This is a genomic window from Brevibacillus sp. NRRL NRS-603 (assembly GCF_003013445.1).
Lineage (GTDB): Bacteria > Bacillota > Bacilli > Brevibacillales > Brevibacillaceae > Brevibacillus > Brevibacillus formosus.
Map to the genome: position 1 here is coordinate 795,271 of NZ_PXZN01000012.1, position 17,647 is coordinate 812,917.

General features: G+C 46.8%; 13 protein-coding genes. 4 read left to right on the forward strand and 9 right to left on the reverse strand.

Annotated elements, in window-relative coordinates; all coding sequences use genetic code 11:
• Nucleotides 1-24: 24 nt before the first annotated feature.
• The 3 genes from miaA to C7R94_RS10835 form a co-directional block, all read right to left on the reverse strand.
• Nucleotides 25-984 (reverse strand): tRNA (adenosine(37)-N6)-dimethylallyltransferase MiaA, encoded by a 960-nt coding sequence (gene miaA / locus C7R94_RS10825; protein WP_047067726.1) that lies wholly within the window; start codon nucleotides 982-984, stop codon nucleotides 25-27.
• On the reverse strand, nucleotides 981-1,766 hold the full coding sequence (locus C7R94_RS10830) for a class I SAM-dependent methyltransferase (protein ID WP_106780869.1): 786 nt from the start codon (nucleotides 1,764-1,766) through the stop codon (nucleotides 981-983). Before C7R94_RS10830 ends, miaA begins: the two co-directional genes overlap by 4 nt.
• A 274-nt stretch (nucleotides 1,767-2,040) precedes the next feature.
• Nucleotides 2,041-3,237, reverse strand: a complete 1,197-nt coding sequence (locus C7R94_RS10835) for an alpha-amylase family protein (protein ID WP_106780872.1) — start codon at nucleotides 3,235-3,237, stop codon at nucleotides 2,041-2,043.
• Nucleotides 3,238-3,528: 291 nt separating this feature from the next.
• On the opposite strand from C7R94_RS10835, the gene C7R94_RS30905 reads away from it, so the two are divergent.
• The gene (locus tag C7R94_RS30905) at nucleotides 3,529-4,500 is read left to right on the forward strand and encodes a globin-coupled sensor protein (protein WP_106780874.1); all 972 of its coding nucleotides are present in this window, start codon (nucleotides 3,529-3,531) and stop codon (nucleotides 4,498-4,500) included.
• Between the two features lie 118 nt (nucleotides 4,501-4,618).
• Here C7R94_RS30905 and mutL read toward each other — a convergent pair whose 3' ends face one another.
• The 6 genes from mutL to miaB form a co-directional block, all read right to left on the reverse strand.
• The gene (mutL, locus tag C7R94_RS10845; RefSeq protein ID WP_106781283.1) at nucleotides 4,619-6,694 is read right to left on the reverse strand and encodes a DNA mismatch repair endonuclease MutL; all 2,076 of its coding nucleotides are present in this window, start codon (nucleotides 6,692-6,694) and stop codon (nucleotides 4,619-4,621) included.
• 23 nt (nucleotides 6,695-6,717) lie between these two features.
• On the reverse strand, nucleotides 6,718-9,306 hold the full coding sequence (gene mutS / locus C7R94_RS10850) for a DNA mismatch repair protein MutS (protein WP_106780877.1): 2,589 nt from the start codon (nucleotides 9,304-9,306) through the stop codon (nucleotides 6,718-6,720).
• A gap of 88 nt (nucleotides 9,307-9,394) precedes the next feature.
• Nucleotides 9,395-10,684: a putative amidoligase domain-containing protein gene (locus C7R94_RS10855; protein WP_106780879.1), complete on the reverse strand. Its 1,290-nt coding sequence runs from the start codon at nucleotides 10,682-10,684 to the stop codon at nucleotides 9,395-9,397.
• A gap of 115 nt (nucleotides 10,685-10,799) precedes the next feature.
• Nucleotides 10,800-11,360 (reverse strand): outer spore coat protein CotE, encoded by a 561-nt coding sequence (locus tag C7R94_RS10860; protein WP_047067743.1) that lies wholly within the window; start codon nucleotides 11,358-11,360, stop codon nucleotides 10,800-10,802.
• A 136-nt stretch (nucleotides 11,361-11,496) separates the two neighbouring features.
• Nucleotides 11,497-11,940: a YlbF/YmcA family competence regulator gene (locus tag C7R94_RS10865; RefSeq protein WP_047067744.1), complete on the reverse strand. Its 444-nt coding sequence runs from the start codon at nucleotides 11,938-11,940 to the stop codon at nucleotides 11,497-11,499.
• Between the two features lie 6 nt (nucleotides 11,941-11,946).
• Nucleotides 11,947-13,458, reverse strand: a complete 1,512-nt coding sequence (miaB, locus tag C7R94_RS10870) for a tRNA (N6-isopentenyl adenosine(37)-C2)-methylthiotransferase MiaB (RefSeq protein ID WP_106780882.1) — start codon at nucleotides 13,456-13,458, stop codon at nucleotides 11,947-11,949.
• Nucleotides 13,459-13,745: 287 nt separating this feature from the next.
• Here miaB and C7R94_RS10875 point away from each other — a divergent pair, with 287 nt between their 5' ends.
• From C7R94_RS10875 to C7R94_RS10885, 3 genes are all read left to right on the forward strand, one after another.
• Nucleotides 13,746-14,993: an S-layer homology domain-containing protein gene (locus C7R94_RS10875; protein WP_106780884.1), complete on the forward strand. Its 1,248-nt coding sequence runs from the start codon at nucleotides 13,746-13,748 to the stop codon at nucleotides 14,991-14,993.
• 165 nt (nucleotides 14,994-15,158) lie between these two features.
• Nucleotides 15,159-16,001, forward strand: a complete 843-nt coding sequence (locus C7R94_RS10880) for a lipoate--protein ligase family protein (RefSeq protein WP_088908040.1) — start codon at nucleotides 15,159-15,161, stop codon at nucleotides 15,999-16,001.
• Between the two features lie 58 nt (nucleotides 16,002-16,059).
• A complete protein-coding gene (locus tag C7R94_RS10885; RefSeq protein ID WP_106780887.1) occupies nucleotides 16,060-17,199 on the forward strand; it encodes an acyltransferase in 1,140 nt (379 codons plus the stop codon).
• Nucleotides 17,200-17,647: the final 448 nt, after the last annotated feature.

Below are 17,647 nucleotides of genomic sequence, written 5' to 3' on the forward strand. Positions count from 1 at the left end.
CTACCCCCTAAAAGGACTTGTATGTTATATATTCGGCAATTGTTGAAACTTTCCTGCCAATATTCGCTTGATAGTTTCCACGTTATTCCTCTGTTCGGCTGGATCAGTCATGTCAAACCATTGAATTTCTTCCATACGACGGAACCAGGAAAGCTGGCGTTTGGCAAAATGCCGTGTTCGTTGCTGTATGTCGTTCACCGCTTTTTCTAGCGTGATCTCTCCATACAGGTAAGGGATGAGCTCTTTGTACCCCAAGCCCTGCATAGAGACCAGTGACGCGTCGTAGCCAGCATCCAAGAGCCCCCTCACTTCCTCAACCAGCCCCGCTTCGATCATGAGTTCGACCCGGTGGTTGATTCGTTCATACAGCTTTGCGCGGTCCATCGTGAGACCAATCATCACCAAATCATAGGGTGAATGCTGCGCCCGCAGCTGAAAGTCGGACATTTTGTACCCGCTGCTTTCATAAATCTCCAGTGCGCGAATCACCCGCTTTACATCATTGGGATGTAGGCGTTCGGCTGTAATCGGATCGACATCGGCCAATCGGGCGTGCAGTGCTTCCACGCCTTCGCTGTCAGCCAATCTTTGCAGTCGATCACGCAGCTCAGGGTCTTGAGATGTGGTGGAAAACTGAAATCGATGAGTAACTGATTCTATGTACAGACCTGTTCCGCCGACGATAAACGGAAGTTTGCCACGTCGGTTGATGTCTGTAATCAACCCTGCGGCACTTTCCTGAAACATCGCGACAGAGTATTCCTCGTCTGGATTTTTAATATCAATGAGGTGATGCGGTATGCTCGCAAGCTCCTCAGGTTCTGCTTTTGCGGTGCCGATATTCATTCCACGGTATACTTGCATGGAATCACCGGAAATAATCTCACCATCGAACTGTTCGGCCAGCTCCAGGCTAAGCTGGGTTTTGCCGACCGCTGTTGGGCCAATAATCACGACTAGCCTTTCTCTCTGTTGCAAGGTCACTCCCCTCCACCTATCTCTTTGTAGCTGTACACGACCTGCTGGCCGCGGGAGCGAAACGGCGTAAAACCAAAGCGCTCGTACATCCTACCTTCTTTTCCTTCTTTCATTACCACACGTTTTCTCGCAACTCGCTGCGCTTCCAAAACAGCCTCCTCGGAAAGAGCATCTGGATTGGCGAGCTCACGAACTCCGGCGATCCCCGACGAGCTTTGTACCGTTACTTCGAACATGGGATCGAAATAAACGACGTCGAAGGAACGGGCAGGCAGTCCTCTCAGTACTTCTAGATGGTTGCCACATCGCACCTCAATACGACGCATGGCTTGCTCCAATTCTATCGCATCGGAAGACCAGTGCCGCAACCCATCCTCTACTAAGATGGCTAGCAATCGCTCAGATTCGATGCCAACGACTTTCCCCTTTGCGCCAGTCGCATGAGAAAATACAATCGCATCAGCACCCAGACCCAAGGTGGCGTCCAGCACTTCATCTCCTGGTTGAATTTGGCAAGCAGCAAGCATAGTATCAGTATCGCCGCGCATGAGCCGCTTTATACGAAAAGCAGATGTGTTCGGATGAAAAAAGAATGGTTTTTTCCCCGGCACTTCCAGACGTGCTCCGAGAGCGGAAACCACCAATACTTCTTGTACCCCATATCGCTTGCGCATTTGACCCAATGAAAAATCGCGTCGATTCACAACTTGTAGCCCCAATGTACTAGCCAATTCAGCTGCGTGACGCAAGGTTTCTTCACCAGGCTCAAGTCCTGTTGTAACAATCACGCCTTTGTTCCCTTCCTTACGTCTTCGCCCTTTTTTGATAAGAACTGCTGTTCTAGAAAAACGACTCGACGGTTTTTACATAAACGGTAACGATCATATTATTGTAAGCAGGATTAATTTTCCGGTCAAATAGAATCTGAACCAAACTGTTTTCCTCTTCGCTATGACAATCATACCATTTTTTATGAAAGCGCGTCGGACTGTAGTATGATTTTCCAGTCCATCCATATGAACAAGACCCGCGAAGCTCCGTGGGTCTTGTTTGTTGCGAATATCACTCCTCTATGCTAAGGTTCGCCTGTTTGATCCAGTCCAGCCTGCGGTTATTTAACAGACCGAGATTGTAATAAATAATCGATTGAGCGCCTGCGTTCACTGCTGTTTTCACCCTCGCTGCCAACTCGGCTGCAGACTGGATTTGGCTATGATGCAGGGAAAAAGCTGCCCCCAGTGCAGCTTCTGGCGTTACAAGCTTGATCGCATGGAACGTATACGCCACCTCATTGACACTGTCCCCATAAGCGAGCGGGACGACACGATCGAGAGTAGCCGCTGCTTTTCGCAACGAAACCCCTTCCCAATATGACTGGTTCACGAAAAACGGTGTCGAGGACGGAAAGCCATCCAGCGCAGTCCCCATACTCTGCGCAATTTCCTTCAGGCTCCTCCATAGCCCATCTACTACTTCCAGACGGGATTGCTGATAGTGATACAATTCCGGATATTCCAACAGCAAAAAGGCTACTTCTCTCGCTTCTGCTGATACTTGCGTGAGAGAATCGGCATCCACCATCTGACTGACTAGCCTCGATACAAGCTGTCGGACTGCTCCTACATCGATTCGACTCGATTCGGCACGCTCCGTACATGCCCCGCAAAAACAGAGCGAGAGTAACCATTGCAGTGATTCTCCCAACGGCAGAAGACTTACTTCATGATGCTCGCCATGCTTCATCGGCAAAAAGGCAGTCCCTTCTATCAAAATCCGCTCCGGCTTGACCTGCTCCAGCGTATCGGTAAAAAGCGCCTTTGCGTAATGCTGAACCTCAGGCTGCGATGGACATAATGCGTATGTGTATGTATCCCCCCAAATGTTTTGCACACAAAGATCTGGATGAACCAAACCAAGCGTAGAATTGTGAAGGCCAACCCACCAAGTATGAAATCCCATTCCTGCCTGCTCACACGCTTCTTTCATTTTGGCAAGAATGCCTGCTTGTGCGATTTGCTCGTGCACGGTCGGGCGCAAACGGTTGTACTTCGACCATTCAGGCGTAAACGATACTCCTGAAAACGGCAGCCTGCGAAACGTTTTGCTTTGCGGGTGAAAAAATCTCCCCTGATGGTAGCTGCTGTTGACCACCGCTGTATTGCATCTGGCTTCTTGCAAGGTTTGCATTACTGCTTCGATACCACTCTCGGCTATATCCCACGGATAAATAAACATCCCAGTTTGTCGTGATGAACTCATTTCGTTTCACCTCGTTTTTGCAAGTAATCATAAGTCAGTGTTTGCCTAAAATCAATCTAGATTTTGAAATTTTCAGAATAACTTAACCAATGAAACACCCCCAAGGAATTGTCCCAGGCAGGGGTGCCTGTCAGGGATACGTGTTTCTTCAACGTGTTATATTTAGCGTATCAGTATATATTTCATAAACATTTCACTTTTATTTAACATTTTATTTTTATTTAGCATTTTATTTTTGTTAGAATCTGAAAGAGTTTTACATAACATATAAAGAAAATAGGGGTTGGTATCATGATTGCATTGGATAATGAATGGAATTCACTTAGGGTGTTCTACGGCCTAACAAAAGAAGACTTAGACCTCTTGTATTCACACAAAGAATTCTTCAGCACTCACTCAAAAGAAATCGTAGATTGTTTTTATGAAGAATTGGAAAAACATCCTAATTTGGATCAATTGATTCGTACAAATGTAACAATGGACCAATTAAAGAACATGCAGATTAGGTATATCGAAACACTTTCTTCTCATGTTATTGATGAAGAATATGTAAACAGCCGAAAACGAATCGGAACAACCCATGCGAGAATTGGATTGTCAGCATCTTGGTTTTTGGGTGGATACTCACTATATTTACGTCTTTTTTCAGAAAGAATTCAATCGCTAGAAAACGCAACTGCATTTTATCAGGCTCTTATCAAAAGAGTTTTTTTTGATTCCGCAATTATTCTTGAACAGTATATCGGTGACACGATGCGTGAAAATGTAAGCTACCGCCACAATATGGAGCAAATGGCAGCCGAATTGACAGCTACAACCCAGGAAGCGCTAAGAATCTCTTCCGTCTTCACCGACTCCGCAACCAAACTATACGAATACAATGGTGAAATCGCTCATTCCATGAATGTGTTAAAGGAGCAGAATGAGGAGATTGAGAAACTCAGCGGCTTCGTAGCAGATGTTTCTACACAAACAAATCTTCTAGGCCTTAATGCTGCGATTGAAGCTGCTAGAGCTGGAGAGCACGGACGTGGCTTTACCGTTGTTGCTAATGAAGTTCGTAAATTAGCCGATAAATCAAATGCCTCATCTAAAGACATTTATCAATCTCTACAGAACATTAACAATCAATTAATTAAAATTGATCAACAGGTTTCATTATCAACTGTTTCCGCTGAGCAATTAGATACTACTTCCGAGCAATTATTTTCTATCATCCATAAACTAGATGGAATTTCTCGTCGTCTTCAGAATAAACACTAACTACTTCTGAACGGCCAAAGGAGCTTATTTCTTTGGCCGTGTTCTATTATGTAGCTTCTTCAAGCAAACACTCCACACAAAAATACCCTCCCCGGATTTTTCCGCAGGAGGGCATCGTTTACATCACACGCTTAAACATTTTTTCTAAGTCATAACCAGTAAAATGAATGACAATCGGCCTGCCGTGCGGGCACGTATACGGACTGCTTGTCTTTCGTAGCTGGTTCAGCAAGCTCTCCATCTCTGCATGCGTCAGAAAGCGATTCGCTTTAATCGATGCTTTGCAGGACATCATGATGGCAGCCTTTTCGCGCATCAGCACGACATTGGCTTGGGTGTTTTCTCCCGTTTCCAGTACGAACTGAATGAGCTCCTCAATGACCTCCAGTTCAGCCCCTTCTGGGAACCAATGTGGATGAGCGCGAACGATAAAGGTCCGCCCACCGAACGACTCGATCTCCAAACCAAACGATTGCAGAAGCGACAGTCGCTTCTCCAGTTTGCTTGCCTCTGCAGCTGTATATTCCACTGTATGTGGAAACAGCATGATTTGGCTGGAAATGTCCTCTTCTGCAAGCTTGTCCATGAAATACTCGTAAAAAATTCGCTCCTGCGCGGCATGTTGATCAATTAAATACATGCCTTCGTCATTTTGCGCGACGATGTAGGTACCATGAACTTGACCAACTGGGTACATAACGGGAACAGGCGAATCCGTTTCATTTTCATTGGTTGCTTCTGGAAGTGGCGGTGATTGTTCGGTACCTGCTGCGGCTGAATTGTTCTCCCTGCTCATTTCATTTAATGGATGCTCAGGAGATGGTGCCTGGGCAATGTCCCATTGTACCGGAATCTTAGTCTCGTAAGATTGGAAAGCTTCGCTCGTGCCCGGTTGATCCAACAAAGTCGCCTGCACGATTTCTTGCGGGATAGCCTCTACTTTTGCAGCCTCCAGCTTTTCATCATAGTTGGCTGCTGACTCCTTCACCGTGCTGTTCTCAATGGATGGTGCGACAGGCGTCACTATATCCACTTGCTTACTTGGCACCTCCTGCTTGGCCATCCATTCCTGAAGTCGGGGACTCGCAGCTAATAACGGCGATTGCGGAGTGCCAGGCTTGGTGATTTGCAGGTCAAACTGCGGTTGAACGACCTGCGTGACGACCTTAGCTTTTGGTTGCGTAGCCATGGGCCTGACAATTCCCAAGCCTTGTCTCAATGTCTCTTTTACCGATTGTTCTATTGCACTGCACAATTCATCTTCTTTACTGAATCTCGCCTCTAATTTGGCAGGATGTACGTTCACGTCGACCAGTGACGGATCCATCTCGATCTGCAAAGCCACAATCGGATAACGGCCGATAGGTAACAATGTATGATAGCCGCGCATAATCGCATTGTTGATCGAATAGCTGCGCACGTAGCGACCGTTTACCAGTGTCGAAAGGTAAGAGCGATTCGCCCTTGTCACTTCCGTCTTCGAAAGAAAACCAGACCACTTATAGTCGAGGGTCTCCCCTGCAATTGGAAGCAACAGCTTCGCGACCTGCACACCGTAGATAGCCGCCATGACGTGCAGCAGCTTTCCGTCTCCAGATGTTTGCAAGAGTGTCTTGCCGTTATGAGTCAGCAGGAAGGAGATCGATGGATGCGTGAGTGCAAGCCGATTCACATAATCAGAAATATGTCCAACTTCCGTGGCGATCGACTTCATGTATTTCAAGCGAGCAGGTGTGTTAAAAAACAAGCTGCGCACACATACTTCCGTCCCTTTTACAGCGGCTTTATCGGAAATCGTTCCGAGCTGCCCACCTTCAATGAAAAGATGAGTACCTACCTCGCTGCTGGACGTACTGCTCGTCAGCTCCATACGCGAGACTGCCGCAATACTCGGCAGTGCCTCTCCACGAAAGCCCAGCGTACGAATGCGGAACAAATCACGAGCGTTGCTGATTTTACTCGTGGCATGGCGCTCAAAAGCCAGCTGACAATCTTCCCGATCCATCCCTTTCCCATTGTCAACGATCCGAATCATCTCCAGACCGCCTTCCTCAACGTGGATCTCGATTGTCGTTGCACTGGCATCAATTGCATTTTCAACCAGCTCTTTCACAACCGAAGCCGGTCTTTCCACTACTTCCCCTGCAGCAATCATATTGGCGAGATGCTCATCTAAAACTTGAATGGTTCCCATGAGTGCCTCCCCCCGGACGAACTCTACCGTTTTTTCAATTGCTGTTTCCATGCATATAGTTTCATCATGGCGTCCATTGGCGTCGTTGAATTCAAATCCAGCTCGCGCAGTTCAGCCATAATCGCTTCTTCCTCCGCCGACGCAAACTGCATTGGTTCTTCGCGCACCGCAGCAACTGGTGCCGTCCAAAGCGATTCGAGCGACATTTGCACATCACTCGCTGCATTTCCATTCCCAGCACTTCCATTTGCCTCAAGCCCGGTTAAGATACTCCGCGCCCGCTCAATGACCCACGTCGGCATTTCCGCAAGCTCCGCCACATGAATTCCATAACTTTTATCTGCTCGTCCCTCTTCAATTTTGTGAAGGAACAAGAGCTTACCTTCCCGTTCTTCGCATCGAGCATTGACATTCACGACACCACTCAACGCCTCTGCTAACCCGGTCAACTCGTGGTAGTGCGTGGAGAACAGTGTTTTGGCACCGATTTTATGGCAAATGTACTCAATGACTGCTTGTGCAAGCGCCATTCCATCGTACGTCGAAGTCCCGCGGCCAATCTCATCGAGCAAAATCAAGCTCTTCGCTGTCGCTTTTTGCAAGGCGTGTCTGGTCTCCAGCATTTCCACCATAAACGTACTGTGCCCGCCTACCAAGTCGTCGGCTGCCCCGATTCGGGTAAAAATCTGATCGACAATCGACAGCTTGGCCTGTTTAGCCGGAACGAAGCAACCGATCTGTGCCATCACCGTGATCAAAGCAATCTGTCTCATGTACGTACTCTTACCTGCCATATTCGGACCCGTAATGAGCAAAACTTGACGATTGGTCTGATCCATCTCCACGTCATTTGCCACGTATTTTTCGCGCTCCAGAACAGCTTCTACTACTGGATGACGCCCTTCTGTAATGACGTATTCGCCGCTCTCCGCAAGCTCAGGGCGTACAAATCCCCGCTCGTCACTTACCGTAGCAAATGCCTGGAGAACGTCCACAGATGCAATGCGCTCCGCGAGGTTCTGCAGTCTTGGTATATGCTTCGCGACTTCACTTCTTACAGCCACGAACAGTTGGTATTCCAGCTCAATCATCTTTTCTTCCGCTTCCAGAATGAGAGCTTCACGTTCCTTCAGCTCTGGCGTGATGTACCGCTCTGCATTGGCCAAAGTTTGCTTGCGCTCATACCGGCCAGCCGGAACGTTGGCAATGTTGGATTTCGATATTTCGATGTAATAGCCGAACACCTTATTGAAGCCAACTTTAAGGGAGCGAATCCCAGTCGCTTCCCGTTCTCCCTGCTCCAGTTGGGCAATCCACGTCTTCCCTTCACGACTTGCCGTGTGGAGCTTATCCAGGTACTCATCATATCCCGTCCGAATCATTCCGCCTTCACGAACCGATATCGGGGGATCATCCACGAGCGCATGAGCCAAATAGTTGACGATATCCGTACACTCATCCATCCCATGCGCCAGCTCCATCAATACTGGGGTATTCGTTTGGATCATATACTGCTTCAGCTCTGGAACAGCTTCCAAAGACATCCGCAGCTGAATGAGATCTCGTGCGTTTGCATTCCCGTAGGAAATACGGCCCGCCAGACGCTCCAAATCATAGACACGATCTAAGCAAGTCCGCAAATCGGAGCGAAGCAGCATGTCACCCTTCAAGGCTTCCACAGCGCTCAGACGTGCCTCCAATTGATCGCGACTCAGCAATGGACGCTCAATCCATCTGCGCAAAAGACGACCACCCATTGCGGTCTGCGTCCGATCCAACAGCCACAACAGAGAGCCTTTTTTCGTCTTATCGCGAATGGTCTCTGTCAATTCCAAATTGCGTCTGGAAAAGCCGTCCATTTGCAGATACTGCTTTGCATCGTACTGCTTTAATAGCCGCATATGGGCAAGACTGCGTTTTTGCGTCGTCCCTATGTAGAACAAGAGAGCATTGACCGCCGCTCGCATAGACATATCGAGACCTTTTGCCTGCTCTGCATACTGACTATCCACTGCAAATGCATCCAGTTGGTGCGCATCCACGACAGTAGATGGCAGTGCTGTCTTCGGCAAAACAGCGAGGCCAAAAAAGACGAGCTCCTTGGGACGATATTGCAAGGCTTCATCCAGAACAGCCTCTGCCTGTCCCACCAAAGAGGTAACGTACATTTCGCCTGTACTCATATCACACGCAGCAACACCTGTTCGCCCTTCTACTTGGGCCAACGCCGCCATGTAATTGTTCTCCTTATCCGTCAGCCATTTGCCTTCCATCATCGTTCCCGGAGTAATGACGCGTGTCACTTCCCGGCGAACGACCCCTTTGGCTTCTTTTGGATCTTCGACTTGCTCGCAAACGGCTACTTTATGACCTTTTTTCAGTAGCTCTGCGATATAGCCATCTGCCGCATGATGTGGAACCCCACACATTGGTATACGCTCAGAACCACCACCATCACGTCCCGTCAGTGTAATTTCCAGCTCACGGGACGCAAGAATGGCGTCATCAAAAAACAGTTCGTAAAAATCGCCTAAGCGAAAAAATAAGAAAGTATCCGGATAATCTTTTTTGATAGCCAGATACTGTTGAATCATCGGGGTATATTGAGCCATGATTTTCTTCTCCTAGCCTACTCATTCTCGTCGCTATTATATCATGATTGTACGGTAATGTTGACCCTGCATCCGATGGTAGATCTGCTTATAGTAGCTTCCATGTCTTGCGAAAGTCTTCGTCCGTTCTCCACGATTGGCTTTCGATTAAAAAAGAAAAGTATCGATCCAGATGAAGTCGTGACAGCACATAGCCTGGCAGCTCCTTTAATTCGTGCCAGACTTGGACTACGTACGGCAGGAGCTTTTCTTTTTCGCCCTGGTAGTACGCTTTGATGAGCGGGAGCTTTAAATGAGGCGTTGCTTGCAGCTTCTCGTGATTAGTTGCAACCAAATGGGCCAAATGAAGAATACCTCGAGCGAGAAGGGGATCAACGAGCCAACTAGGGAGTGTACGATATTCGAATCCATATTCCTTCTCCCTTACATCCCCCAAAAATCCATAGCGCTCTCTGCGGCTCATACAGCCTGCATCCTCAATCAGTACAAGGGGAAGAGCTAAGTACGCATCCAGCTTTCGCCGAAGAGAAAAAGTAGGGGTAAGCCCACCAAAATGAATATGCCCGCCGATTGGATAACCTTGAAACGGCATTCCGCCAGCGAGCCATTCGATAGACGTATTCCCTATTTTTTTGTATGCGAGTGCCAGATTATCGTAAATATGCATAAATAGTTGATCAGGGTCCTCCGATGGCGCAGGTCTCAACTCTGCAACCGGATGCTGATGGAGACCTAATTCTTCCCGGTAGCGTGTCGTATCACATCCAACCGTCCCATTGATGCTCAAAAAGTCAGAAGCAAGTGCCATTTCTCCCGTGGGCTTGCGCAAAGAAAATTCGGGATCAGCTCCCATGCTTTGCAGCTTTTGCGGCTGTTTGCGCATCCGATCTTCCCACCAATCTCGAGCCCGCTGCAAATATTCATCAGCATGATTGGCTGGCCAATTTGGTTCCACCTCGACGACCTTAAGTCGATGGGGAGAAGCAGCCATGATTGTCACTTGACCCGCATCGGCTCCGACGGCATACAAACTGCGAGCTGCCAGCCCTTGCACCACCTGAACTTCCGTTTCGACAGAAGGCAAGGAGACGGAATGCCACTCGGGTTCCTGTAGGCGGTGCAACAGCCATTGTGATTGCTCCTCGCTTCTGACGATATCCAGTACATAGTCTTGGTAAAGGCAGATCCTATAGGTTCGCCAGCCCGGTCGCGCTGCTTTTCCTGTTGTTACAGGTATTCTCCCCTGCCGGAGCAACCAGCGACCGATTTCAGGACGATGCAAATACGCTACCACTTCTTTAGCGTTGGCCGTCATCAGTTGTGTTGCTGGCGCTTCCTGCTTGTTAGCTCGCTGACTCGCCTTTATGCGTAGAATCATGCCTTCCACACTCCCCCGCTATTCTCTCGTTATCTTATGAATACGCCCAGAAAAAAGTGAGAATGGTACGTACATATCCGAAAAAAAAGAAAAAAGAGGAGATAATTTCTCCTCTTTAGTCGAGCTCGTCGAGTAGCGTAGCGGAATCAAAGTCATCAAACTCGTCACTGTTATCTTCAAAGTCGTCAACCAGATGGAATTCTTTGTCATCACAACTATTGCAGACAACAACGCACACCTTTGTTTCTCCAATGACTTCTACTGCATATTCGCTTTCAACTCTGACCGTGATTGTGCCACCACCACTTAACTCCGCTTTTATGCACTTCGGTTGCTCCACGGCGCGTGCAACGATTTCCAGATCGCCTCTGCAGTTTTTGTCGAAGAACGTAAGCGGTACGAGTACGGAGAACTGAACAGTTTCCCGCTTGACTTCGGTTTGCGTGTTATTAGCAAACGAAAACCACAGGTTGACGTCATACGTACCAGATACTTCAACGGCATCTCCGACTTTCTCTGCTTGGAAGTTCGTGTTTATAATCCAGCATCCGAGGATCGTCGAAGGAGTTTGCGACGGTATGATGGTGTGGGTGGTAGTAGAAAATTTATGGCCTTTGCCGCAGACTGCTTTCGCGATAAGTTCCCGGCACTGTAGATCTTTGTCTATACCCGACATTTCGTTACCTCCTCCATACAACGTTTCTGTACATTTGTATGCAGGGCATTCGACTAGCGTGCAAACAACCACCTTATATTTGGGAAAGTTGTTGGGTATTCATCAAAACAGCGCCGGGAAGGCTTTCTATCAAGAATTAGGAGCAGCAGCCGTCAGATTTTTTCTTTTCAGGCCCGCCCCCCGTCTCGCCGGTCAATGGGTTTCCGCCTGTATCCAAAATAATACGCTCCGAAACGGTGTTCGTGATTACGTTCGTAACCATTTGCAAAAGATCGTTCACATCAACCTGCGATTGCTTGAATTCCGTAACGATTGGAATCGAATCCAGTTCCTCATGCAATTGGTTGTACTCGCCTTCCACTTTTTTCACCAGTTCTGGCTTGTTTATGGATTCAAACATCACCATTTGCTTTTGTTTCTGCTTCAATGTATCAATCAAATCTTGCACACGTTCATTGTTCTTGATTTGCAGTTCGGCACGCTTGAAGAAATCAACTTCATTCGTACGCGCGATCATGGCTGCAAGCTCGCGAGCTTTATCAAGAATTTCTTTCTGTGTATATACGTTTGTTTGTTCCATAATGACCTACACCTCAACTTTGGATACGAGTTCGCCGTGGAGTGTCCACGTTTTCGCATCTGTAATTTTTATATGGACATACTGTCCGATCAAGGATTTGTCGCCTGTGAAATGGACCAGCTTGTTCGTACGCGTACGACCCGCAAGAACTTCCGAATTCGTCCTCGATTCGCCTTCCACCAGTACCTCGACAACCTGATCCTGCAGTTTTTTATTCTGCTCCAGTCCGATGCGAGCCAAAACTTCATTGAGTCGATACAAGCGCGCTTTTTTCACTTCCATCGGAACGTTGTCTTCCATGACTGCTGCCGGTGTACCTTCACGCGGGGAGTAGATGAAGGTATACGCAAAATCGTACTTAACCTCTTCCACCATCGAAATCGTATCTTCGAACTGCTCGTCGGTTTCGCCTGGGAAGCCAACAATAATATCGGTAGAAAGCGAGACATTCGGGATCGCGTCCTTGATTTTGCGAACGAGCTCCAGATAATGCTCACGCGTATATTTGCGCGCCATCCGCTTGAGTACTTCTGTCGAGCCGGATTGGACAGGCAAATGGATTTGCTCCACGAGGTTGCCCCCTTTTGCAAGCACTTCAATCAAGTGGTCGTCAAAATCGCGCGGATGACTTGTCGTAAAGCGTACACGCGGGATATCAATCTTGCGGATCTCGTCCATCAAGTCTCCAAAACCGTACTCGATGTCATCAAAATCTTTCCCATACGCATTGACGTTTTGTCCAAGAAGCATGATTTCTTTAAAGCCTTGGCGAGCGAGATCACGCACTTCCGCGATGACATCTTCCGGGCGTCGACTGCGCTCTTTTCCGCGGGTATACGGCACGATACAGTACGTGCAGAACTTGTCGCAGCCGTACATGATGTTAACCCAGCCCTTGGTGTTTCCTTCGCGGAGCTTCGGCATATTTTCGACGATATCGCCTTCTTTGGACCAAACCTCAATCACCATTTCTTTGCTGAACATCGCATCGCGCAACAGTTCTGGCAGTCGGTGAATATTGTGCGTTCCAAAAATCAGGTCGACCTGCTGGTAGCTTTTCAGGATTTTCTTGACGACTTTTTCTTCTTGGGACATACAGCCGCAAACACCGAGGATCAGATTTGGGTTATTATTCTTGAGCCGCTTCATGTGGCCGAGCTCTCCAAATACTTTATCCTCTGCATTTTCGCGGATCGCACAGGTGTTAAATAGGATGACATCCGCATCTTCTACAGAATCAGAGGAGGTATAACCCATTGCCTGCAAAATACCAGAAATCGTCTCCGAATCGTGCTCGTTCATTTGGCAGCCATACGTACGAACGTGATAACGCTTTCCTTTTCCGATGTTCTGCATATCTTCTGGGATATTAAAATCGTAATGGACTAAAATCTCTTCTTTACCGCGCTTTTTCGCATCTTTCAGAGAGGGGGCCTGGAAGTATTTCGCATAGTCTTCCGTTTTCTTTGGAGACTTAACGGATTTTAAGTCCACAGTCGCCTCTTTCGTTTCCTTCATCATCTATCACCTCAGCTAAAATCATCTATATAAGTAACCAATAAAGAATTATATCATTTTGGGTGATACAAAAGCCAATGCATAATAACCATTATGAGGCAAAATATGTACGAAACGGTGAGAAGCAAGCATGCCCTTACCATTGCTACATGCTCCTAAATTTTTTTGGAACTCCGTCTTTTTTCCTATTTTCACCATAATATTTTTTTCTCCTGCAACAATACAAGCCCACTAGCCGTCTGAATAGCAGTCAACAAAAACTACATTGCCATTTTGAGGAGGTTAACATGAAAAGAGCACTAGCCGTATTTTTGTCGGTGTTAATGTTCTTAACGGTTATCCCGGTCGTAGGTGCCGCTTCCACCCCTTCTTTCTCAGACGTTCCACGTAGCCATTGGGCATACAAGGAAATTACAGAGATGGCGGCAAAAGGGATCATCAAAGGGTACGACAATCGGACATTTAGACCGAACAATGAAGTTACCCGCGCCGAATTTGCAAAAATTATGATCGCAGCAGCAGATGTAGATATAAACAAAAGCTACGTCGACCAAACCTTTAAAGATGTACCGCGTCATCACTGGGCATTTCTGTATGTGGAATACGCCAAGCCTTACCTGACTGGTTACAAATCCGGCTCCACCTACACGTATAAGCCAGATCAAGCGGCAGTACGTGAAGACATTGCTGTCGCATTGGTACGCCTGTTGGGCTACGATCAAAAGTACAAAGCCGACTTGAATCAATTGAAAAAGTTCCGTGATTACGACGAAATTTCGTCAGCACTGCGTCCGTATATTGCGATTGCGATCCAAACCGATCTGATGAAAGGATACAATGGCAATTTCCGTCCACAAGATCCAATTACTCGTGCGGAAGCTGCTTCTCTGCTCTATCGCGCTATTTTGGATCGCGACGATGATGATGAGATCAAAATTGTTTTCCCTACCCCTGGTCAACCGAAGCCTCAGCCAGAACCAGAGCGTATCAATATCAGCGACTCCTTCTCTGATTCCAAATTGAAAAACTGGGATACAGACAAAGCGACAGGAAACTGGGAGGTCGCGAGCAAACAAGTGACAGCTGAATCCGATGACGATGATCTGGATCACTACTTCTTGCCACTGAATTGGAATGAATCTGACAAAGTTAAAAAATACGAATTGAGTGTAGATGTGAATGTCGTTGGCAGTGAAGGTTTAGGAGGCCTTTACTTCAACGGTAAAGACGGAAAAGCCAATGTTGTATTCGTCCAAAAAGATCGCGTTGTTTTAGGAAAAGTGAATGATGTCGAAGAAGACGATATTGACATCATTACTTCTAGCTCCTACAAGCTGAAATCCAGCAATCGCTTAAAAGTAGAAGTTAACGAGAACACTGTTTCCATTTACCTGAACGATCAATACTTGTTCGGTCAACAGTATGTGAAACAAGAAGGTAAAAAACTCGGTCTGTACTTGCAAGAAGATGCGACGAAAGGTGCTCCTCGCAAAACGACTTACCTGGATAATTTCTCCTTTAAAGAGACGAAATAAAGACCCATTTTCCACCCGACAAGCTACCTTGGCCTGTCGGGTATTTTTTCACTCTACTCTACATGCATGTTCTACCAAATGGAAAAAAGATAGTGAAAACGTAGAAATAAACGCATTTCAGATGTTATAATGGTAGCTATTCTTGTCCTGTGAAGGAGCCTTCCTATGTCATTTTCTGTAAATCAACCGTTTCGCTGGATGGACTCCGGTACCTACCAGGATAGTCCACTTGAACCTTTAATCCGTGATGAAGCGTTGGCTGCCAGTATGCAATCTGAATCAGCAACACCCGTCATTCATCTCTGGGTGTACGATCAGGCGTTGTATCTCGGCCGCAGAGACGCCAAGCTTCCTCATCTCCAGCAAGCCTTGCGCAAGTTCGGTCAAGATGGCTTTGGTTGTGTTCTTCGCTCGTCTGGTGGCGCTTGTGTTCCGCTTGATGCTGGCGTACTCAATATGGCTTGTTTATTGCCCGACACTTCGATTTCCATTGACTCTTTCTTCTCGTTTGTTGCCCAGCTTCTTGATGTGGGCCTGCGTGATTACGGAAAGCTGGAATTTGGAGAGGTTACAGGTTCCTACTGTGCAGGGGAATACGATTTTTCCATTCACGGTAAAAAAATCGGAGGTATGGCACAAAGACGCACGCGACACGGCTCTATTTTGCAATTATGCATTAACGTCGACGATCGGCCACGCGGAGAATGGATGGAGCGCTTTTACCGTCTCGCCGGTTTGGATGAAATGCAAAGTCATAAGCCAATTCCTTCCATCGATGCTTCTACCGTTGGCAGCATTGCGAGTTTGACTGGAAAATTGGCCACCATAGATGATGTAAAAGCACGTCTATTGGAGACAATCCGTTCTGAGTGGGCTGTATCACCTACCCCCTTTTATGTGCAAAATGAGTTAGTGACAGAGTCGAGGCAACATTTGTCGCAGCGATTACACTTATTTTCTTATACAGCAAAAGAACTGGCCGCACCTGACTGGCACTTACCCGAATAACGGGCATTTTATTTGCTTTTGATTCTCCAGGTGCTGCCGGTAAAATTCTGGAGGAATTATGAATAGCAATCGAAAGGGGACGTTTCAGGATCTGAATGCCCTTTTTGTTTTTGGGGCTCTTACTGTCTTGATGATTCACATCCTCAGTTTTTTTCTCGCCAATGAGAAGACGTATCCGTGGAATAGTGATTTGCAAGCCGTTCTAATTATCTTATTAAAATTCGGCCGCTCCTTGTTTATCTTTGCAACTGGAATGCTGTTGTTTTACTGGTATCAAAACCGTCAATTGGATTGGCGGGCTTTCTGGAAAAAGCGCTGGCGGGCTGTTATTTTGCCTTACATGATTTGGACGGCCATCTTCACCTATTTTAAACATCAAACCTTTGACCCGGCTGTGCTGGTAGGACCCTTTTTCGATAGTCTATTAACTGGTAGCTCTTTCTACCACCTGTACTACATTCCGCTTTACTTGCAATTGTGCTTATTCTTTTGCCTGATTAAACCGTGGTTGGAGCGGTACTTGAATTTCCGCTGGATCATCGTCCTATTCATAGGACAAGCTGGTCTGTACGTTCTCTACCACTATTTGTTCATTACGCCGTTATGGGCTATTGATTGGGATGCAAACCCATTCCTGTCTCTCATGAAACACACTTATGTTTACGGACAGCATTATGTTTTCATGTACGTATTTACTTTTGCACTCGGCGCGTATGCCGGGATGAATGTGGATAAATGGAGAACATGGGTGAAACGCCTTCAAATACCTTCTATTGTTGTGTTGGCAAGTGCAGCTGTTTGGATGGCTTACAGCTATCTTTCCGGGTACAAGAGCTATTACGAGAGCATGAATATTTTCGAGCCGCTTTATTTGGTCTACACACTCTGTGTAATCATCAGCTTTTACCCTGTTTCCATTTACCTCGGCAAACTGCCTAAACTCGGTCCGTGGCTTGCCCGGTTGGCCAAACAAAACATGGCAATCTATTTGGTTCATCCGTTGATCTTGTTCTTACTACAAAGCTACGTTATTCATCGACTAGGCTGGTCGACGCCTTCATTGGTTCTCGGCATGTTCGTCATTACACCGCCACTCTGTATTTTCCTTTACGAGTTGACGACAATGTCCTTTTGGTTCAATCGAAAAAAACGGGTGGAAGCCAAACCCATTTTCAAAAATCAAACGTATAAAGCATAAGCGAGGAGCTGGTTTCCTCTAAGCTCCTAATGTAAAAAACTTCAGGATCTCGGATACTAGAACTAGGGACGATTGTTCCACACCTCGATTACTTGCCTGGCGTAACTGCCAGGCTTTTTTCGTTTTAAACCCCTCTTCATTACTAAATTCGTGCTCGTAAAGAGTTCCAATTGTCTCATCCGCATGAACAAAAACAATATCATTAGTTACCCTTCTATAGATCACTCTATTATCACCTTGATATCTTTGCAAAATGTCTACTCTATTAATTGGTGATGTGCCAATTCTAAAAGTAAATCATAGTAATCATCATTCTCTTTATGCTCCTCGTCTTTGACTAGTATCACCTTCAACATGAACAGCATAATGGAATTGTTGGTTATCCGGCATTACTGCCCGTTAGTTTAAAAGCAACTGCCAGTCTACAACTTTATTATCCAGCCTAATA